Raw genomic sequence first — 20227 nt, 5'->3', positions numbered from 1 at the left:
TTAGATGTCCTTCATCGTGCCCTTGGGCAGCACGGTGGCCACAGACTGACGCTGGACGCCCACTTGCAAACCCTCAGAGATTTCCACCTTGATGAAGTTCTCATGCACTTGTGTGACCTTACCCACCAAACCGCCATTGGTGACGATTTCATCACCCTTGGACAGGGCATCGACCATGGACTTGTGCTCTTTGGCGCGCTTGCTCTGCGGACGAATGATGAGGAAGTACATAATCGCGAAGAAGATCACAATCATGATCAAAAATTCGATGAAACCGCCGCCGGCGGCGCCGCCTTGCTGAGCATAGGCGTCAGAAATCAGAAAGTTCATGCCAGCCTCCGTGAGAAAAGCGGGCATTATGGCATAGACGGCGGCGTTTGCGCGCGCTTGGCGTAGAAGCTTTTCACCCAATCCTCAAAGCGCTGTTCGGTGATTGCCGCGCGGATTTCCCGCATCAACTGCTGGTAATAATAAAGGTTATGAATTGTCGCCAGACGGCTGGCGAGAATTTCATTGCAGCGATCCAGGTGTTTCAAATAAGCGCGGGAGTAATGGCGGCAGGTATAGCATCCACAGTCCTTGTCTATCGGCGCTGTATCTTCGCGAAAGCGTGCGTTGCGAATTCTCATAACACCGGTACTCGTATACAAAAATCCGTTGCGAGCATTGCGCGTGGGAATCACGCAATCAAACATATCCACGCCGCGGCGCACAGCCTCAACGATATCCTCAGGACGTCCCACCCCCATGAGATAGCGGGGCGCCTGGGCTGGCATATGCGGCATCAGCGCATCCAACACGAGATGCCTTTCGTCTTCGGGTTCACCCACCGACAGACCGCCAATGGCGTAGCCATCAAAGCCGATCTGGGTGAGTCCCTGCAACGACTCGCGCCGCAAATCCTCGTACATGCCGCCCTGAACAATGCCAAACAGGGCCGACGGGTTATCACCATGAGCGGTCTTCGAGCGCTCGGCCCAGCGCAGGGAAAGCTGCATGGACTCGCGCGCCTCTCCATGAGTGGCCGGATAGGGCGTGCATTCATCGAAGATCATCACGATATCGGATCCCAAATCACGCTGTACCTGCATCGACAACTCGGGCGTGAGCATGATCGGTGAGCCGTCCACAGGCGATCGAAACTTGGCGCCTTCTTCGGTTAACTTGCGGAGATCTTGCAGAGAAAAGACTTGAAAACCACCAGAATCAGTCAAAATGGGGCCTTGCCAATGCATGAAGTCATGCAAGTCGCCATGGGCTTTAATCACTTCCGTACCGGGGCGCAGCATGAGATGAAAGGTATTGCCCAAGATGATTTGCGCGCCGAGGTCTTGGAGCTCCTCGGGCGTCATGCCTTTGACCGTACCGTAGGTCCCCACCGGCATAAAGGCGGGGGTATCCACCACGCCGCGAGCGAATTGCAGCTGGCCGCGCCGCGCCGCGCCATCTTGGGTTTGAAGATTAAATTTCATGCTGTGGTGTCGCTGATTTGTGTGGGGTAAGCCACATAGCATCCCCGTAACTGAAAAACCGATAGCGCTGCGCTACCGCATGCGCATAAGCCGCCAGTACCTGCTCACGCCCCGCAAAAGCGCTGACTAACATGAGGAGCGTGGATTCCGGTAAATGAAAATTGGTGAGCAGCGCATCGACCACCTGGAAACGATAGCCGGGGGTGATGAATAACTGGGTTTCGCCTTCAAAGGCCATGATCTCACCGCTTTGCGCTGCCGTTTCAAGGCTGCGCACGCTGGTGGTTCCCACGGCCACCACTCTATTGCCGCGGGCCTTGCAGGCACGCACTTGCGCACACACGGACTCGGTGACACGCAGCCACTCGCTGTGCATCACATGCTGGGCAATATCGGTGACGCGCACCGGCTGGAAGGTTCCGGCGCCGACATGCAGGGTCACCTCTGCAACTTCAACACCCTGGTTCTTAACCGCCTGCATGAGCGCATCATCAAAATGTAATCCCGCTGTAGGTGCGGCAATCGCACCCGGCTCTTTGGCATATACCGTCTGATAACGCTGGCGATCGGCGGGTGCATCATCGCGCGCGATATAAGGCGGCAAAGGCATGTGCCCATGGGTATCGAGCAAATCTAGCACCGAGTCCTTAAAGCACAGCGCAAAAAGGTCGCCCTCGCGACCGGTGACTTCTGCCTCGATCACGTCCTCCAACAGCAGCTGGGTGCCGGCGGCTGGCGACTTACTGGCACGTACATGAGCCAATGCCTCAAAAGGCCCCAGCAGGCGCTCAACCAGGACTTCGACCCGCCCACCACTGGCTTGTTTAACGCCATGCAGCCGCGCTGGGATGACCGAGGTGTTGTTGACGACCAAGAGGTCCCCGGCGTTAAGCAGCCGCGGCAGATCGCGGATATGGCGATCGGCTAGCGCGCCGTCCTCACCCTCTAGGCACAGTAGCCGCGAGTCACCGCGCTTTTCCGGTGGATGCTGGGCGATCAGCTCCGCCGGTAGGTCATAAACAAAATCACTGAGCTGCATGGGGATGGATCAGTGCTCAGCCTCATTGAGGTCGGCTTGGATATCGCGGTCAAAACCTTGGGTCAGATAATCCAATGTCATCGGCAGGCCTAATTGAATATTCGGCATATGCTGCAAGGAGACGCGGATGCCATGCGGCTTACAGGTCAGTAAATGACCGCCGCGCTGGCAATCTTCAGTGAGAAAATGCAGGTGATAGCCGGGCACGGCCACTGAACTGAGAAAATCCGGCGTCCAAAACCCCACCATGGTGCCGCGGACGTTCTCGAACTCGAACTCGGGTTGCTCTCGCGTGACTTCCACCAGCGGCTTGTAGGCGTCTTGACGGGGCACCGATCGGGTGCGCACATAGTCAAAATGACCCTCGAGGCGAATGGCATAGAGCATATTTTTAGAGGGCACCATACGATCCAAGATATCGATGAGCTGGGCATAATCCAGCGGCTGATCGAGATCCTCAAAACTATAGGGACGGAAAAAAGTCACACAGGCGAACGGCGTGCGCGCCTCATCGGGCACATCATGAGATAGGCCATCGGCTCGCAGTTGATAGACCCGCCCATCGACGACCACCATCTCACCATCCAGATCATTGAAGGTGCCGATGCCAAAATCACCTTGCTCGAGGATATCGCGCACCAGGGTGTCCTCACGATACAAACCCTCGACCAGCGCATTCACGGGCGCCGAGATGTACAAGCTGGAACCCTTGCGACTCATGAGCTTTTAGAACCAGCCAAGGCGGTTAGCGCCTGTTGTCTATCGGCGTGCACATCCATAATGCCCATAAAGCCGCTCATCTCGAATATCTCTTGAATCGGCGGAATCAGACTGCAAATAGCCAGATTCAAGTGTTGCTGCCGGGCGGCCTTGGCAGCCAGCAGTAAGATGCGAAGCCCAGCACTGGAGAGGAAACTGACCTCGGCAAAGTCCAATACCAAAGGACTCTGTGAATCACCAGCGAAACACTCTTTCAGGGCCTGATCTAACTGAGGCGAGGTGCTGCTGTCGACGCGGCCACTGATGTGTACCACCCGCGCGCCTGACTCTTCGTTGATTGAAATATCCATGCATGCTCCGAACTCGGGTTACCCGACGCCACCTGCCTTCCGGGCGAGCCCTTAAAAGGCATGGGAGCAGTTTACCCGAAAAACTCGCTTTACGTGCTTGGACTCCCGCAACGTAGGCGCTATACTTGCCGGCCCCATTCAAGCCGGGATGGCGGAACTGGTAGACGCGCCGGACTCAAAATCCGGTTCCCGCGAGGGAGTGCGAGTTCGATTCTCGCTCCCGGCACCATCTTCACCGATCGCTATGGTGTGAGACATGCGTACTGCGCTGATCCAGCAACAAAACAGCGATGATATTCACGCTAATCTGGATAAAACTCTGAAAGCCATCGATCGCGCTGCTGAGCAAGAAGTGCGCTTGGTGGTGTTGCAGGAATTGCATACCGGCCCGTATTTTTGTCAGACCGAGGATCCGCATATTTTCGATCTGGCCGAGCCGATTCCGGGCCCGACTACAGAAATTCTTTCCAAGAAAGCATTGCAGCATGGCATTGTCATTGTCGCCTCGCTTTTTGAGCGGCGCGCACCGGGGCTTTATCACAATACAGCGGTGGTTTTAGAGAGTGACGGCAGCATCGCCGGGATTTATCGCAAGATGCACATCCCGGACGATCCGGGCTATTACGAGAAGTTTTACTTTACGCCCGGAGACTTAGGATTCCAGCCCATCCAAACCAGTATCGGCCGCCTGGGCGTCTTGGTGTGTTGGGATCAGTGGTTTCCCGAAGCGGCGCGCTTGATGGCGATGGCGGGCGCGGAGCTGCTGATTTATCCCACGGCCATCGGCTGGGACCCCAGCGATACCGACGTGGAACAGCAACGTCAGCGTGAGGCCTGGATCACCGTGCAACGCGGTCATGCCATTGCCAATGGTCTGCATACTTTGGTGTGTAATCGCGTGGGCTTTGAAGCCGATCCTTCCGACAGCAGCGGCGGGAGCCTGTTTTGGGGCAGTAGCTTTGTGTGTGGACCGCAAGGCGAAATGCTGGCGCAAGCGCCCAGTGATGACGAGGCCATTATCGTCACCGACATCTCCTTGGCGCGCAGCGAACAAGTGCGCCGTATTTGGCCGTTCTTGCGCGATCGGCGCATTGATGCTTATAGCGACTTAAACCAACGCTATCTGGATGCGCGCCAGGACACCTGATGATATAGATCAAACCACCCACCTGATCAGAGGGTGTTAATATTAAGGCTTACTCATTATTCGCAGGAGCCGTTGCCATGAATGCTAATGTTGGTGGTACTGATCGCTTAATTCGCATTGTTGTCGGCCTGGGCTTGATCTCCCTGGTGTTTATCGGCCCGCAAACCAACTGGGGTTGGCTGGGATTAATCCCTATTGCCACCGGCTTTATTCGCTTTTGCCCGGCATATACCCTGTTTAATTTCAGCACCACCGAAAAGGAGTAAGCCTGCTGTGGGTGGGCCCGTAATCGCATGACGTCATCGCCAGCACCGGGGTCCGCCGGTTTTCTAGCCGCAGCGCAGCAGCTGCAGTCTGCCCAAGGGGTTTGTGTCTTCATCACGGATGGGGCACAAGCCGCGGAGCGGCTCAGAGATGCGCTGCGGTTTTTTCTGAATGATCCCCAGTTACCGGTGCTCTCGCTGCCCGACTGGGAAACCCTACCCTATGATGTGTTCTCGCCTCATGAGGACATCATTTCGCAGCGCCTAAAAACCCTGTATGCGCTGCCTGAGCTTAAGCGCGGCGCACTGGTGCTGCCTATCAGCACTGCTTTACTGCGCCTGCCGCCACGCAGCTGGTTGGCCAGTGAATGTTTAAACCTCAGCGTTGGCGAGCGTTTAGACCGCGACACCTTGCTGGCGCAATTCACCGCCGCTGGCTATCAAAGCGTCTCGCAGGTGCAAGCGCATGGCGAGTTCGCGGTGCGCGGTGCGTTATTGGATGTCTGGCCCATGGGCAGCGAACAGCCACTGCGCATCGATCTTCTCGATGATGAAATCGAAACCATTCGCTTGTTCGATCCGCAAACTCAGCGATCGCTGAGTCATATAGAGGCCGTTCGGCTTCTGCCTGCACATGAGTTCCCACTCAATGAAGCCAGTATCAAACGCTTTCGTGCCAATTACCGAGATCAGCTGGCTGGCGACCCTAATGTCAGCGTGATTTATCGCGAGGTCAGCCAGGGCCAAGCCCCTTCTGGCATCGAGTATTATCTGCCGCTGTTTTTCGAGCAGGTAGAGACCCTGTTTGACCACTTGCCGGCAAACCTGGAGATCTACGAAATCGGTGATGTCGGTAGCGCCGCCAAGCAGTTTTACGAGCAGTTAGAAGCACGCTACGAGCAGCGTCGCTATGATCCGGAGCGACCGCTGTTGCCGCCTGAGGCTTTGTATCTAAACCCAGGGGATTATCAAAACCGCGCTAAGGCCCAGCGTGGCCGCCTGATGGGCAAGAAATCCAAGGCCCTGCCTGAGGTGCAATTACAGGGTCGCGATGCGCAGTCGGCAGCCGGCTTGAGGGATTTTCTCAACACCCTCAAAGGTCGCTGCCTGCTTTTGGCTGAGACCGCCGGACGTCGTGAGGTATTGCTGGATACCCTGCGCGAACAAGAACTGCGGCCGCAAGTTTTCGAGCATTGGGCGGACTTTATCGCCAGCGATGCCTCTCTGGGTCTTTGTATCGGGCCTTTAGAAAGCGGCTTTCATCTGCCCGAGAAAGAACTGGCCGTGATCACCGAGGCGGAACTGTTCGGGCAGAAAGCACGGCAGGAGCGACGCCAGAAAAAACCCACACGCGATGCCGATGCGATTGTGCGCAATCTCACGGATTTACATCCCAGCGCCCCGGTGGTTCATGAAGAACATGGCGTGGGACGTTATCTGGGCTTGAATACCCTGAGTACCGGCGGCCAGGTCACGGAATACTTGATGTTGGAATACGCCGGCGGTGACAAACTGTATGTGCCGGTGAGCGCTTTACATCTCATTAGCCGCTATACCGGGTCTGATCCCGAACATGCGCCGCTGCATAAACTGGGCAGCGAGCAATGGAGCAAAGCACGGCGCAAAGCCGCGGAAAAAGCCCATGATGTGGCCGCCGAGTTATTGGAAATTCATGCCCGACGCGCGGCGCGCCAAGGTCATGCCCATGCCCTCAGCGAACACGACTACCAGGCCTTTACCGAAGCTTTCCCGTTTGAAGAGACGCCGGATCAAGCCGAAGCGATTCGCGCTGTCATTGCCGACATGCAAAGTACACAGCCCATGGATCGCGTGGTCTGCGGAGATGTGGGCTTTGGCAAAACTGAGGTGGCGATGCGCGCCGCCTTTGTCGCGGTGCAAGGCGGCAGTCAGGTGGCGGTCTTGGTGCCCACCACGCTACTGGCGCAGCAACATGAACAGAATTTCCGCGATCGCTTTGCCGATTGGCCGGTGCGCATTGAGTCCTTATCGCGTTTTGGTAGCGCCAAAGAACAAAAAGTCGTGATGCAGGGCTTGGCTGAGGGCAAGGTGGATATCGTCATCGGCACCCATAAGCTCATACAGGGCATGCTTGAGTTTAAAAACTTAGGCTTGGTGATCATCGATGAAGAGCAGCGCTTTGGTGTGCGCCATAAGGAAAAACTCAAGGCATTGCGCGCCGAAGTGGACTTATTGACCTTAACCGCTACACCCATCCCACGGACGCTGAACATGGCCTTGGCGGGTCTGCGCGATTTATCGATTATCGCCACGCCGCCGGGTGAGCGCCTGGCCATCAAAACCTTTGTTTCGCAAGACAGTGATGCCTTGGTGCAGGAGGCTTGCTGGCGCGAGATGCGCCGCGGCGGGCAAGTCTATTTTCTGCACAATGAAGTGCAAAGCATTGAGCGGCGTGCCCGGCAGTTGGCCGAGCTCATGCCTGAGGCACGTATTGGGATTGCCCACGGACAAATGCGCGAGAAGGACCTGGAGCGGGTGATGCTGGATTTTTATCACCGACGCTTCAATATCCTTGTATGTACCACCATTATCGAGTCCGGTATTGATGTGCCTACGGCCAATACCATTATTATGGATCGCGCCGATAAGCTGGGCCTGTCGCAGCTGCATCAGCTGCGCGGTCGCGTTGGCCGCAGTCATCACCGCGCTTATGCTTATTTACTGACGCCACACCCCTCGGCCATGACCAAAGATGCGGTCAAACGTCTGGAGGCGATTGAGTCTTTAGGTGAGCTCGGCGTGGGCTTTACCTTGGCTAGCCATGATTTAGAGATTCGCGGCGCCGGTGAGCTTTTGGGTGAAGAGCAAAGCGGACAAATCCAAGAAGTGGGCTTTAGCCTGTATAACGATTTATTGGAGCGAGCCGTTAAGGCGCTACAAAGCGGTCAACTGCCTGATCTTTCGCGTATGGGCAGTGACAGTACCGAGGTTGAGCTCGGCCTACCCGCCCTACTTCCGGAAGATTACGTTCCCGATGTGCACGTACGCTTGATTCTTTATAAGCGTATCTCGGCTTGTGTCGATGAAGATGGCCTGCGCGAGCTGGAGGTGGAGTTGATTGATCGCTTTGGCCTGCTGCCGCCTCCCGCTAAACATCTCATGGCTTCAGCGCGCCTGCGCCAGCAGCTAGCGCCCTTGGGGGTGCGTAAGCTGGAAATGGGCGCTGCGGGAGGCCGGCTGATTTTCCAAGACCAGCCCCCGGTGGATGCACAAAGCGTCATTCAGCTATTACAGACAGCGCCGACGCGCTATGCCCTCGATGGCCCCACCAAGCTGCGCTTCACCCAGCCCCTGCCGGATCTTGATAAGCGTATTCAGGCGGTTGCGGATATGTTGAGCATCCTGCGCCCTGAACCCGAGCGCAAAGCCGCTTAAGAACCGCGTTTTCGCACCTCATTACTCATCAAAATACCCAACCATCGGGTATCGCGATGGGCTTCGAGCGCAAGCTTGGCAATCATGGTCAGCGGGATCGACAAAAGCATCCCCACAGGACCGAAAATAAAGCCCCAAAGCAGCAAAGAGACTAATACCACTAGAGGGGAAAGTCCCAGACCGCTGCCCATAAATCGCGGCTCTAGGACATTACCGACCAACAGATTGACAGCCCCATAAAGCCCTATCACCAGCAATACTTGACTAGGCTCTAAGCCCAGCAATGCAATCAGTACCGCTGGCACCGCGGCAATAATCGAACCAATGGTGGGAATAAAATTCAGCAAGCCAGCGAGAATGCCCCAGAGCAAGGCAAAATCCACGCCAATGAAAAACAAGCCCGCACCGACCAATACACCGGTTAACACCGATGCGGCGGTCTTGATCAAAAGATATTGGTAGACCGAGCGTAAAAAGCGGCGGATGCGCACTCGATCTCGGCGTCGCGTCGGGAAAGCGGCCTGAAGTTTCTCGGGCAAGACGCGCTCTTCGAGCAAAAAGAAAATGAAAGCCAGCAGCACCAAAAAGGTACTAGCGGTGAAAGCACCCAGGCCGCCGGCCACGGTACCGGCCAAGCCGGTAATCGTTGCGGGACTAGGGATGGGGATTTCCAACAAAGCCACATCAATGGGCAAGCCTAGCCCATCTAACCAAGCCCGTGCCTCGTCGATCAACTGCGCCAGACGCGCTTGATACATCGGTGCCTGAGTCGCGAGGGACTCAGCGGCATCTTTAAGTGCGAGAAAAAGCAGAAAAAACCCTAAGCCCACCAAGCTAAAAAGAATCAGCACCGCCAATGCACCGGGCACGCGCCTTTGTTGCATCCACACCAGCGGCGGCGCACAAATAATCGCCAAAAACGCCCCCAGCAAGAAAGGCGTAATAATGCCGCTGATGGCCTTAAAGCCGGCAAGGATCACAATGACCGAGGCCACCGCCAGCAAGCCCGAGCGGGTGCTGGAAAAGGCGGGTGCGACGTCTGCAGCGTTTTGAGGAGTGGGTTCGGTCATCACTGGTTTGGCATAAAAAAGGGGACTCTTGCGAGTCCCCAGTCTAACTTCAAGCGGTTGGCTTAAACCAGCACTTAGCTGCCAGCTGAGTTGGCATTAGTTGCCGCGCTGACTTCGCTTTCCGCTTCAGGCTCAATAACCGACGGTTCTTCACCCTCAGGAGCGGGCTCCGGCGCATAAGCCGGGGCTGCTTCTGGTGCGGCGGCATTCATGCCACGCACCTGCACCCGATTCAGCTCAGGATAGTCAGCGAGCATCTGAGCTTGATCCAAGGGCAACTGCAGACCATTGTGGCAGGTCGCACAGTTGGCCTTAGGCGCATCACCCAGTGGGCCCAGCTGGCTGTCCGGATAAACCGGTTGCAGCGGGTTAAGAAAGTCCACATTCAGCGAGCGCACCATCTGGATACCGTGCCAGGCGGTCACGCGCTGCGGCGGGCTGTGTTCCCAAGAGGGGAAGTTATTGGTGTTGTGACAGGTCGTGCAGTTAGCACCCAAGGCCGTCGACATATGAATCATCAGACCGTAGCTCCACTCTGCATCCATGACGTTGGTCGGATTACTGCCTTCCGGCAACATCGTCGTCGGCGTCACCCGGATCTCCCGCGGATTGTCTTCGAAGAAGGCACTGAAGACATCATTGGGTAGCGAGGTGGAGGCAAGGTTCGGACTCGCCAGGTTCTGACCCATACGCAGCGCGGCCAGACCGCCTGCCTGCCTGGGACCCGGATCCTCGAACCAGATGTTCTGCGGCACCGGCTCACCCATATGACAGGTATAACAAGTCACACCGGTATCAGCGACGTGGACATTCCAGTCCGTGTTGATGATTTTCGTCATCTCCAGCATGCGCCGTGACACCACCTTGGTATAGATGTTGTCGTCAGCGAAATTGCCCGTCACGTGACAGTAGTTACAGCCGGCTTCAGGAGACACCCACTCGGTGATGGCATTCATCAGACGGTTGAACTCACCGATACTCAGATCTCCAAGCACCTGCACGTTCTGATAGATGTCACCGGCGCGAGGGCCCGCAGAAGCTGCCGGAGGCTGAACGGCTGGAATGGTCATGTCAGCGCGTTTGCGCTCTTCGAGATAGCGCTTTTGCACCTGTTCCAAACCTAGGCCACGATAGCCCTTCTGGTCAGTTTCGATGCCGATCGGCGGCTCACAACCGCTGATCAAGAGGGCTGAGCCAGCGACTGCAGCAATAAGAACGGATTTTTGCGTCATGGTTTTCATTGGCTCACCCCCTGCATCAGGAGCGGATCAACAACATCAGGATGAACGATCGGATAAGGCGGAGCCACACCATGGTGAATGGCCCACATGTACCAGTTGTCCACCACCGTACCCGTCAACAGAATGCCGATAGCACCCGTGAATGGCACCAACACCGCGAACCACCAGCCCCAGCGGTGAATGGATTCCATTGTGGCATTAAAGCCCATGGTCCAGCGCCAGAAGAGCTGAGCACGCTCCGCGGCCGTACCGCGGTCGGTAATCTGCTCGATTTCACGCTCACCGCCATAACGGCCCAAGGCCAGGATGGTGGCGCCGTGCATAGCAAACAGCAGAGCTGAGCCATACAGGAAAGCGATCGATAAAGCATGGAACGGGTTGTAGTACAAGTTACCGTACTTAAGCGAGAACGCCGTGGTCCAGTCGAGGTGGGGGAAGATGCCAAAAGGCACGGCTTCCGACCAGTCACCCATCAGGATCGGGCGGAAAAAGCCCAAGGTCAGGAACAGGAAGATCGCGGAGGCGAAAGCCCAGGCCACATGCGTACCCATTTTCAGGGCGCGAGCGCGGCGGTACATACGCAACCACCAGAGCAGCAGTGAAGCGGTCAAGAAGAAACCGGCCATCAACCACCAGCCACCTTCGGCCAGCGGCGGGATACCTAGGCCATACTGAGCCTGAGGCGGCTCAAGCGCTAACCAGAAGAGTTGACGGACAAACTGCACCGGATCCCAATTCACCGAAGCCCAGAAGTTGAAGCCGATGATCAGGAAAGCAACCAAACCTGAGAGAATGGCCAGAATCCCCAGATAACCCAGATAAATCGGGCCGACCTGGGCGTTACCGACGCGTCCAAAAAGGTGAACCAGAAAGCCCTTACCGATTCGCTCGTTGGGGTTCTCGATCGGCGGACCGGCTTCCGGAGCCGCCTGCACCTGAACGCGGTTAAAAATATTTTGATACTCAAACATGATCAATTCCTCGCGTTAGGCCCAGATCGGCAATTCAAGCCACCAGTTCCACCATTCCGGCCAGCTGCGTGTCCAGAAGGGACCGCTGATGACGATACACACGGCGCTCCAAAAACCCGCACTGAGTGCCAGGAACAAGCCGAGGCGGTGGATGCCCAGCGCGCCGATGGAGTAACCAATGGCATCGCGGAAAAAGGTGTCTTCATATTCCGGCGTTTTCACGGCCTCACCCTTAGGCGGATTGGTTGCCGACAGGATTAGAGCACCGTGCAATGACAAAGCCAGAGCCGTGGTGAAGAAGAAGGTGATCGCCAGCATATGGGCTGGGTTGTAGTGGAAGTGCAGGAACTGATAACCCGTATTCGACACCCAGTCGAGGTGACTAAAAATGCCGTAGGGGAATCCGTGACCCCATGCACCCAACAAAATTGGGCGAATCACGACGAGGGTGATGTAAGCGAATACCGCCACACCAAAGGCAATGGGAATGTGATAACCCATACCCAGTTTGTTGCTGATTTCTACCTGACGCAGAACCCAGGATCCAAAAGCGCCGATGGCACAGACTGTAATCATCTGCCATAGGCCGCCTTCCATCATAGGCGCTAGAGCCAGACCGTAACTTAAATCCGGTGGAGCGATATTAATCTGCCAGATGTTCCAGGTGGGTCCCATGGCAGCGCCATAGATAATCAGCAAGGTGCCGAGCAGGGCAAAAAATGCCGTCGTTACACCAAAAAAGCCGACATAAAATGGACCGACCCAAAAATCAAATAGATCGCCCCCAATTAGGTTACCGCCGCGAACGCGGTATCGTTTTTCAAAGCTCAGCATGGACATACCAAGAACCTCCGGTCAGAAGGCGTTGGCCGGGTATTCCCGGCCTCAACCCTTACGAACAACGCGCTGGTTTTAAACGCTAATCGGGCTGACCGGGCGATGCTGACTAACGTGTCACACACCACCCGGTAACCCGGGGTAAAGCTCGCTTAGACCAGTGTTGATTCGCCGATCTGAGCCTGCACTGAAGTTTCCACTGCAGACGCGGACGTCATCCAGTTGAAACGATCGGTGCTCAGCAAGATGAAGTGAATCAACAGCGCCAGCACGGCGAGGAAAGAAAACAGAGCAACTAAAGCTCTGCGAGGATCGAACAGCAGCCAAACACGCCACATGTTGAAATCTCCTATAAAAGTAAAAACTTAAAATTCAGACAAAGAATGAAGCAGGCTTAGGGCCTGTTCTTACATACCCCAAGGACGCCACATCCACGCCAGGACGTGAGCCACTGCCGCAACAGCGACGAAGCCCAGCATGCTGGTCATGAAAACACCGTGGAATTCCATGGCTTCGTCTTCATTCAGGCCTGAGAGCGAACCTCTCGTCTCGTCAACCATCTAACTACCCTCCAATTGAGCCTTGATTGGCAAATACCGCGCTGTTTAAGACGCGATTCCGGTTACCACAGCGATATTGCTGCTGTGGCTTACTGACGCGGGCATGGCCGGGAACTTCAGTCATGACCGAATCCGTTACCTGTGCAGTACACAGACGACGGAATCGCCAGCGCCAGACATAACAATACGCGAAGAAATTCCCCTCCATGGAACCTACCCCACAAAGTTGTGTCCTAGGTCAAAACTTCTATGAACATTGGGGTTATTTCGGCCGAGTGGCGGCCGTAAGTGCGCGGCTTACGCTTGGGTTTGTGAGACCCGCTCGAGGGTGACTCGATCCTCACCAGCTTTGCGCGCAGCGCCTTCGATGGTATCTCGCCAGTGCTTAGCCGCCGAGATTTGTGCCACTACGGGATAGCGGGCAACGAGTTGGTCTAAAGCGGCACGCGCGGCCTCATCCCAGGCCAGCTCTTGGTGCTGACGCGAGGGCGTGGCCTCGACCTTATCCAGCTCCGAACCCAGAGGCAGGATATGGAATAACATGTCGAACAGGGCGTTACAGACTTCTTGAAGCAGATAAGTAGCGCCGGCATAGCCCATAAAAGGGGTGCCCGTATGGCGCCGCACAATCGCTCCTGGGAAAGACACAGGGATATACATGGCGCGGCCGCCGATTTCCGATAAATACATGCGCTCGTTATAACTTCCGAACAACACCAAGGGCGTCTTTTCATGAATCGCTTGGCGCACCGCGGCATTATCCGGCTTGGTGCCAGCCGTACGCGAGAAAGCAAAATGACAGGGCATACCCAGGTCTTCTTCCAAAAAGTTGCGAATGCCACGGGCATAAGTGTCTGTAGCGACAATGCCGAAGCTGGCCGTGGTGAAAAAGTCTTGAGTGACTGAGCGCCACAAGTCCCACAACGGCTTGATGGTGGTGTGTTTTTCTTTTTCAATGAAGGGCTGCGGATCCAGTCCCAGCAACTCTCCCAGCGATTCTAAAAACGCGGTGGTGCTGTGCAGGCCCATCGGCGCCTGCAGATAAGGGCGCTCCAAGGTTTCGCATAATTGCCGGCCAAATTCCCGGTACATGCAGACATTAACCTCGGCATCAGCCAGCTTGGGCACATCGGCTAAATGACTGCCCAGCGGGAAGATCATATTCACTTCAGCACCCACCCCTTCGATCAGACGCTGAATTTCGGCCAAATCCGAGGGCATGTTGAAATTGCCATAACAGGGGCCAATGATGTTGACCTTGGGCTTCTCACCCTCTTTGCGGGCTTTGAGCGCGGGTACTTTCTTGCTGCCATACTCGGTCCAAAGCCATTTCAGGGCCCGATCGGCGCATTGCCATTGGTCCTCGTCGATAGTGCGCGGCAAAAAGCGTTGGATATTCGTGCCTTCGGGGGTTACGCCACCGCCAATCATCTCAGCAATCGAACCGGTGACCACCACCGCTGGCAGTTCTGGATCTAGGGCACGATGGGCGCGCCGCATGGCGCCTTCTGTGCCATGTTGACCCAGCTCTTCTTCGCCCAAACCGGTGACCACAATCGGCAGCTCATGCGGCGGCAAAGCATCGGTGTAATGCAGCACCGAAGTGACCGGCAGGTTTTCACAGCCTACCGGGCCATCGATCACCACCTGTAGGCCTTTGATGGCGGTAAACACATAGATGGCGCCCCAGTAGCCCCCGGCGCGATCCAGATCCAGAACCAGCATCAAAGCACCTCGCCGGTAATTGATTTAATGGGGATTGAGCGCCGCTGTTTCTTGCGAAACTCGGGGCGGTCTTGAGGGACTTCTTGCCAAATGCCCGCGCTGGGACCTTGGCCGATGTCGCCAAAAAAGCCTTTCATGCGATCAAAACGCACTTTATTGGCCAGAGCCGCATTGATTACCTGACCGAGTGAGCCGGCGCCGGCTGGGCCCATCAAAGGCCGCGCCGAGATCAAATTGGTGAAATACAGACCGGGCAAGGCGCGCTGTTTGGCTTCTTGCACCACGGGTGTGGTACCGATGGCTAAATCGGGGCCATACTCATCGATGGCAGCGATGTCTTCTTCCAAGGTGGCGCGATAGTTCACGCGCACACCCTTGGCTTCCAACCATTCTCGGTCGACTTGCGACCATGGGGTTTTTGGACAGGCGGTACCGACATAGGGCACATCTGCGCCGCTTTCAATCAACAGACGCGCCACCAAGAGCTCAGAGCCTTCATACCCGGACAAAGTAATTCGCCCCTTGATGGGTACGGCGCTGAGTGCGCCCTTAATCGCCGGCAAAAAGCGGTTTTTGGCCTCGTCAATCTTTTTCGTGGGCACATTGGCCGCTTGACCAATGGCCTCCAGCCAGTGCGCCGTGCCGTCGTAACCCACCGGCGCCGAGCCGACAATAGGACGACCGGCCAATTCCAACTCGCGCACGCACTGGGTATAAAACGGATGAATGGCTGCGGTTACGGCACAATCCAAAGCGCCATAAAGCTCGCGCCATTCACGGGTGGGTACCACCGGCCCATTGGCCAGACCCAAGGGTTCTAGTAAAGCCGCTATGGTCATGGGGTCGGCGGGAAACATCTCACCCAACAGCGTTACCGTGGGTTTGTCTTGGCGTCCTTCGCGTGGCGCTGCCACCGGCCCTTGCTCGGCCTCATGACGGGCGTAGCCGAGCATCGCGCCGGCCAGGACGTCTTTGGCTTCGGCGTGCGTGGGCACCCCAAATCCAGGCACATCGATGCCAATGATGCGCACGCCATTGATTTCCTTAGGCAATAGGCGCAGTGGCACGCCTGAGGCTGATGGCACGCAGAGGTTAATAACCACCACGACATCGTTTTTTTCAGGATCGGCGAGCTGATGCACCGCCTCGCGGATATCTTCAAACAACTTGCCAGTGACCAAGGTCTCTGAGTCGAACGGTACATAGTGCACCGTGCGCCTGGCGCCATAGAAATGTGAGGTGAAGCTTAGGCCATAGACACAGCAGGCTGAGCCTGAGAGCACCGTGGCCGTACGTCGCATGCGCAGTCCGACACGCAGCGAACCAAAGGCCGGGCACATACTTTGCGGGCGATCATGCGGCCCGCTGGCGCAGCCACTCGAGGCAGGCTCAGATGTCGTCATACACCACCTCAAGCGAGGGCTTGCTAACGATCGTGCCGCCATGCATATCCTCAAGACTGGCCGGCAGCAGCACGACATCGCGGCCCACGGCGTCGGCAGAGAACAAGCCCAGCAGGTCGTCTTGGGTTAATGGTGTCGGGTGCAATGGCGGCGCGGTAGCCACGGCTTCAGCCAGCTGTCCAAACAAGGGACCCCATTCGCCATCGGGGCGGCCGATAATCTGATAATTGGCGCTCTTGCGGCGGATGTCTTCATGTGCGGGAATCGAGGCGAGAATGGGGACGCCAGCCGCCTCAGCGAAGGCCGCCGCCTCACCGGTACCATCGTCTTTGTTGATCACCAGTCCAGCGACACCGACATTGCCGCCCAAGCGCCGGAAGTACTCGACGGCGGAGCAGACGTTATTCACTACGTAGAGGGATTGCAGGTCATTGGAGCCGACGACAATGACCTTCTGGCAGAGATCGCGGGCGATTGGCAAACCAAAGCCGCCGCAGACCACATCGCCGAGGAAGTCGAGTAGCACATAGTCAAAGCCCCATTCATGGAAACCGAGTTTCTCCAGGGTTTCGAAACCATGAATAATGCCGCGCCCGCCACAACCACGGCCCACTTCAGGGCCACCCAGCTCCATGGCAAACACGCCATCGCGCTTAAAACAGACATCGCTGATTTTGACGTCTTCACCAGCCGCTTTTTTCGCCGCGGCGGTGTCGATAATGGTGGGGCAAGCCTTGCCGCCGAACAGCAGCGAGGTGGTGTCACTCTTGGGATCGCAACCGATCAACAGCACACGCTTGCCTTGTTGGGCCATCATGTAGGACAGATTGGCAAGGGTGAAACTTTTGCCAATACCGCCCTTACCGTAGATGGCGATAATCTGGGTTTCTTTCTCCGAAGTCTTTTCGGGTATGGCTTCCTGACTCATTGCATATCCCTCCAGTCGAGGATCATCTTCAGGCACTGAGGGTCGCCAAATGCGATGCGATAAGCCTCATCCGCCTGGGCGGCGGGAAAACGGTGGGTAATTAACTGATCCAAGCATAGCCTGTCCGACTCTAAAAGCCCCTTGATTTCGATCAGATCTCCAGCAACCCATTCGGCGGCGCAGCGCAGACGCGCCTCACGCATGAAGGCCGGCGGGAATACAAAGCTCAGCGGCTGACTGTAAAAACCCGCGAGCACGACTTCACCGCCACGACCCAGGCGGGCGATCAAGGTATCGAGAATTTTGGAGTCGCCGCTGACATCGACGATGCAGCGATAATCGCGGCGCGCATCGGCATCGGGATGCACCACCTCGTAACCCATGGCGCCCTTGGCACGTTCGCTGTCCAATTCCCACACGGTCGGCGGCTTACCCACGGCAGCAACAACACGCGCCACTAAGCGACCCAATACGCCATGCCCGACAATCAGATCCGGCAGAGCCTCTGGCGCCAGGGTCTCAGGGGCTTTGCCCTGAAAGACCGCGTGATAAGCCGTGGCCGCCAGCGCCAGCAAAGCGCCCTGCTCTCCTAAATCCTCGCTAATGGGTACGACTTTGGCGCCAGGCACCACCACCTGAGAGGCTGAGCCACCGAACAGTCCGCGCACCTCGCCGTAACAAGAAGCGCCAGGGACGAATACCCTCTCGCCGACCTGTCGCCCGGATTCTGGGCCGGCTTCGAGAATCACGCCGACCGATTCATAGCCTGGCACTAAGGGATAGCCCATGCCGGGGAACGGCGGCATCTTGCCGGTCCACAACAGCCGCTCGGTACCGGTGCTGATGCCGGCATAGTGAATATCGACTCGCACATCGGCGGGGCCCGGCTGGTTCAATACCAAGCGGCGCAGGCTCAGTTGTTCGGGTTGTTCAAAAACAACGGCGGTGGCTTCAAGCGACATAGAATTTTTCCATCGGTAAGCGTGACACCCTAGGGTCGGGCGATCATGACCCGGGTGAGTAAGGGTGTGCGGTTGGGCAATAGCTGGATTCGCGAGAATCCGGCTTCGCTGAGCATGGCGCGCAGTTCATCGGCGGTACGCGGCCGGCCCCGGCCCATGGCGTAGAGATAAAACCCAAAATAGGCATCGCCGATGGGCTCGGCCCCTGAGGTACCGGACATGGGCTCAGCCAACAGCAAGGCGCCCTGCTCCGGTAAGACCTGGCGCACGCGGGCCAAGAGCTGGCGAATATCCTCGTCGTTGTGGTCGTGAACCACCCGCACTAGGGAAATTAAATCCGCGCCTTCGGGCAAGGTATCGGTGAAGAAATTGCCGCCATAGGTCTGGATACGATCGGCCAGACCCAGGTGTTGCAGGCGCTCACGGGCGGCTTCAGCCACCGGCGGCAAATCAAAGAGTCGCAGCGAAAGCTGCGAATGGCGGCGCGCCACTGCGGATAAAAATGTGGCGTTACCGCCGCCCAAGTCCATCCAGCACGATACCCCTTCGGGTTTAAAGGCATCAAGAATCTCTTCGGCGACGCGCTCTTGAGAGACCGACATCAACTCGGTGTATTCGCGCACGGCCTCGGGTTTTGTGACGCCCTCACCGCCCCCTGTGGCATAGGCCCAGTAACGATTGAGCTGGGTTTGCGGCGCTTCACCGCGCAGCAGTTTCAGCGGATCGAGCAGATCGGCATAAAGCATTTGGTGATGGCGCACCATGGCAGCAATGCCGGGATTGGCGAGCATTTCTGCGCCTTGGGGGCCGAGCATGTAACAGCCGCGCCCGTCCTCATCCACCAGCCCTAGGGAGACTGCGGCTTTGACCAGCAGGCGCGCTTCAGCCTCGGGCATGGCCAACAGGGGCAAGAGCTGCTCCAGCGTTTTGGGGCCCTCAGCTTTTAAGTGCTCCAGCAACTGGGTTTGCACGCAGGCCTGTAGGATTTGGGCATAGACAAACCCTGCCACCAGGTCAAAGACGCGGCGGGCGCGTCTTTGAGCAATGGGTCGGGTTAAGGGAAAAGCCGCGGCCCAGCGCTGAAAATCCGGGCTACCAAGGATTTGGTTACGCCAAATGAACCACGGGCGGCGCAGCGGCCTGAGAAGTTGTTCTAGGCGAGATCGGACGCTGCTGAGGCTCATGGACGGGTATTCAGGCCGCTTCCTGCGCCAGTTCGCGCGGCAGGAACTGAGCGGCCTGTTTCATCAACAGCTCGCGCAAGGCCTCCTCACCCGGACAGGCGGGCACAGAGGCCATGGCCTCTGCCAAGAGCTCCTTGAGATAGCTCACCGCGCCTTTAATGCCTCTAGCCGCGACCACATTGGGTCGGCCCAAGGCTTCGTCTTGGCCCACCGGCTTGCCCAGATCCTCGGGGTTGGAGACCGCGTCTCTTAGGTCATCGGCCACTTGGAAGGCTTCGCCCAGCTTATCGCCGAGCTCGCGCCAGGGCTCATGTGCCACGCCTGCAGCAGCAGCGCCAGCCATGGTCGCCGCAGCGAACAACGCACCAGTCTTGGCACGCTGATACTGCGCTAAATCGATGTGGTCCTCACACTCCCAGGCTTGGCCGGCGATGATTCCAGAGGGCACGCCGACGCCCTGAGCCAGAATATTCAGCAAAGCCACCAAGCGGGTGGGATGCGCGCTGGCTTCCTGATTCAGCGCATCAAAGGCCGATACGATGAGGGCATCGCCGCCTAAGACCGCAAGGCGTTCACCAAAGGCGGCATGCACCGAGGGCTTGCCGCGGCGCAGCTCTGAGCCATCAAAACACGGCAGATCGTCATGCACTAAGGAAGCGCAATGCATCATTTCAATGGCCACGGCAGCGGCGTCACTGACCTCGGGCGCATCATCGCCGCAGGCGGCGGCCACCGCCAGCACCAATTGTGGGCGCACGCGGGCGCCGCCGGGAAATACCGAATAGCGAATCGCCTCTTGCAGACGCGGCGGTGCCACCGAGGATTCCCCACGCGCCAGAAATTGATCCAACGCGGTTTCGATGCGTTCTTGAACCTTCATGTGCTGGTCTCGCTTACCCATCTTGGGCTTAAATGGCTTATGAGTCGCAGATTAGGCAGAA

Annotated in this window: 20 protein-coding genes and 1 tRNA gene; 4 read left to right on the top strand and 17 right to left on the bottom strand. The window is 57.1% G+C overall.

The window, feature by feature from the left end; all coding sequences use genetic code 11:
• Genes yajC through CKX93_RS08260 form a run of 5 tightly spaced genes read right to left on the bottom strand, consistent with a single transcriptional unit; the run spans position 1 to position 3581 of the window.
• The gene (gene yajC, locus CKX93_RS08280) at positions 1–330 is read right to left on the bottom strand and encodes a preprotein translocase subunit YajC (RefSeq protein WP_076756269.1); all 330 of its coding nucleotides are present in this window, start codon (positions 328–330) and stop codon (positions 1–3) included.
• A gap of 26 nt (positions 331–356) precedes the next feature.
• Entirely contained in the window at positions 357–1472 is a 1116-nt protein-coding gene (tgt, locus tag CKX93_RS08275) for a tRNA guanosine(34) transglycosylase Tgt (RefSeq protein WP_076756218.1), read from the bottom strand.
• Positions 1462–2511: a tRNA preQ1(34) S-adenosylmethionine ribosyltransferase-isomerase QueA gene (gene queA, locus CKX93_RS08270; protein ID WP_076756217.1), complete on the bottom strand. Its 1050-nt coding sequence runs from the start codon at positions 2509–2511 to the stop codon at positions 1462–1464. Before queA ends, tgt begins: the two co-directional genes overlap by 11 nt.
• 9 nt (positions 2512–2520) lie before the next feature.
• Complete coding sequence (gene budA, locus CKX93_RS08265) at positions 2521–3231, bottom strand: acetolactate decarboxylase (protein WP_076756216.1); 711 nt, start codon at positions 3229–3231, stop codon at positions 2521–2523.
• A complete protein-coding gene (locus CKX93_RS08260) occupies positions 3228–3581 on the bottom strand; it encodes an STAS domain-containing protein (RefSeq protein ID WP_076756215.1) in 354 nt (117 codons plus the stop codon). The genes budA and CKX93_RS08260 overlap by 4 nt, the downstream gene beginning before the upstream one ends.
• Positions 3582–3723: 142 nt before the next feature.
• Here CKX93_RS08260 and CKX93_RS08255 point away from each other — a divergent pair.
• The 4 genes from CKX93_RS08255 (at position 3724) to mfd (ending at position 8405) form a co-directional block, all read left to right on the top strand.
• Positions 3724–3810 (top strand) — tRNA-Leu (locus CKX93_RS08255).
• 27 nt (positions 3811–3837) lie between these two features.
• Positions 3838–4728: a carbon-nitrogen hydrolase gene (locus CKX93_RS08250; protein WP_076756214.1), complete on the top strand. Its 891-nt coding sequence runs from the start codon at positions 3838–3840 to the stop codon at positions 4726–4728.
• Between the two features lie 77 nt (positions 4729–4805).
• Positions 4806–4994, top strand: a complete 189-nt coding sequence (locus CKX93_RS08245; protein ID WP_076756213.1) for a YgaP family membrane protein — start codon at positions 4806–4808, stop codon at positions 4992–4994.
• A 27-nt stretch (positions 4995–5021) separates the two neighbouring features.
• The gene (mfd, locus tag CKX93_RS08240) at positions 5022–8405 is read left to right on the top strand and encodes a transcription-repair coupling factor (RefSeq protein ID WP_076756212.1); all 3384 of its coding nucleotides are present in this window, start codon (positions 5022–5024) and stop codon (positions 8403–8405) included.
• Here the strand turns inward: mfd and CKX93_RS08235 are convergent.
• From CKX93_RS08235 to CKX93_RS08180, 12 genes are all read right to left on the bottom strand, one after another.
• Positions 8402–9475, bottom strand: a complete 1074-nt coding sequence (locus CKX93_RS08235; protein ID WP_084178722.1) for an AI-2E family transporter — start codon at positions 9473–9475, stop codon at positions 8402–8404. The two genes, mfd and CKX93_RS08235, sit on opposite strands and share 4 nt — an antisense overlap.
• A 74-nt stretch (positions 9476–9549) precedes the next feature.
• Positions 9550–10707, bottom strand: coding sequence for a photosynthetic reaction center cytochrome PufC (gene pufC / locus CKX93_RS08230; RefSeq protein WP_240076652.1), 1158 nt, complete (start codon positions 10705–10707; stop codon positions 9550–9552).
• A gap of 5 nt (positions 10708–10712) precedes the next feature.
• Complete coding sequence (gene pufM, locus CKX93_RS08225) at positions 10713–11687, bottom strand: photosynthetic reaction center subunit M (protein ID WP_076756211.1); 975 nt, start codon at positions 11685–11687, stop codon at positions 10713–10715.
• A gap of 15 nt (positions 11688–11702) precedes the next feature.
• Complete coding sequence (gene pufL, locus CKX93_RS08220; protein WP_076756210.1) at positions 11703–12527, bottom strand: photosynthetic reaction center subunit L; 825 nt, start codon at positions 12525–12527, stop codon at positions 11703–11705.
• Positions 12528–12676: 149 nt separating this feature from the next.
• Positions 12677–12862, bottom strand: a complete 186-nt coding sequence (gene pufA, locus CKX93_RS08215; RefSeq protein WP_076756209.1) for a light-harvesting antenna LH1, alpha subunit — start codon at positions 12860–12862, stop codon at positions 12677–12679.
• Between the two features lie 69 nt (positions 12863–12931).
• Positions 12932–13084: a light-harvesting antenna LH1, beta subunit gene (gene pufB / locus CKX93_RS08210; RefSeq protein ID WP_076756208.1), complete on the bottom strand. Its 153-nt coding sequence runs from the start codon at positions 13082–13084 to the stop codon at positions 12932–12934.
• Positions 13085–13381: 297 nt separating this feature from the next.
• Positions 13382–14809, bottom strand: coding sequence for a chlorophyllide a reductase subunit Z (gene bchZ, locus CKX93_RS08205; protein ID WP_076756207.1), 1428 nt, complete (start codon positions 14807–14809; stop codon positions 13382–13384).
• Positions 14809–16212 (bottom strand): chlorophyllide a reductase subunit Y, encoded by a 1404-nt coding sequence (bchY, locus tag CKX93_RS08200; RefSeq protein WP_234982853.1) that lies wholly within the window; start codon positions 16210–16212, stop codon positions 14809–14811. The genes bchZ and bchY overlap by 1 nt, the downstream gene beginning before the upstream one ends.
• Positions 16199–17140, bottom strand: a complete 942-nt coding sequence (locus CKX93_RS08195) for a chlorophyllide a reductase iron protein subunit X (protein ID WP_076756205.1) — start codon at positions 17138–17140, stop codon at positions 16199–16201. Before CKX93_RS08195 ends, bchY begins: the two co-directional genes overlap by 14 nt.
• The gene (bchC, locus tag CKX93_RS08190; RefSeq protein WP_076756204.1) at positions 17137–18102 is read right to left on the bottom strand and encodes a chlorophyll synthesis pathway protein BchC; all 966 of its coding nucleotides are present in this window, start codon (positions 18100–18102) and stop codon (positions 17137–17139) included. Before bchC ends, CKX93_RS08195 begins: the two co-directional genes overlap by 4 nt.
• A gap of 29 nt (positions 18103–18131) precedes the next feature.
• Positions 18132–19286: a methyltransferase gene (locus tag CKX93_RS08185; protein WP_084178719.1), complete on the bottom strand. Its 1155-nt coding sequence runs from the start codon at positions 19284–19286 to the stop codon at positions 18132–18134.
• Between the two features lie 10 nt (positions 19287–19296).
• Positions 19297–20166, bottom strand: a complete 870-nt coding sequence (locus tag CKX93_RS08180; RefSeq protein WP_076756203.1) for a polyprenyl synthetase family protein — start codon at positions 20164–20166, stop codon at positions 19297–19299.
• Between the last annotated feature and the right edge of the window lie 61 nt (positions 20167–20227).

Origin of the sequence: Ectothiorhodosinus mongolicus (genome assembly GCF_022406875.1) — a bacterium.
Lineage (GTDB): Bacteria > Pseudomonadota > Gammaproteobacteria > Ectothiorhodospirales > Ectothiorhodospiraceae > Ectothiorhodospira > Ectothiorhodospira mongolica.
The sequence above is the reverse complement of the archived record's forward strand: the minus strand, read 5'-3'. Positions and strand labels throughout refer to the sequence as shown.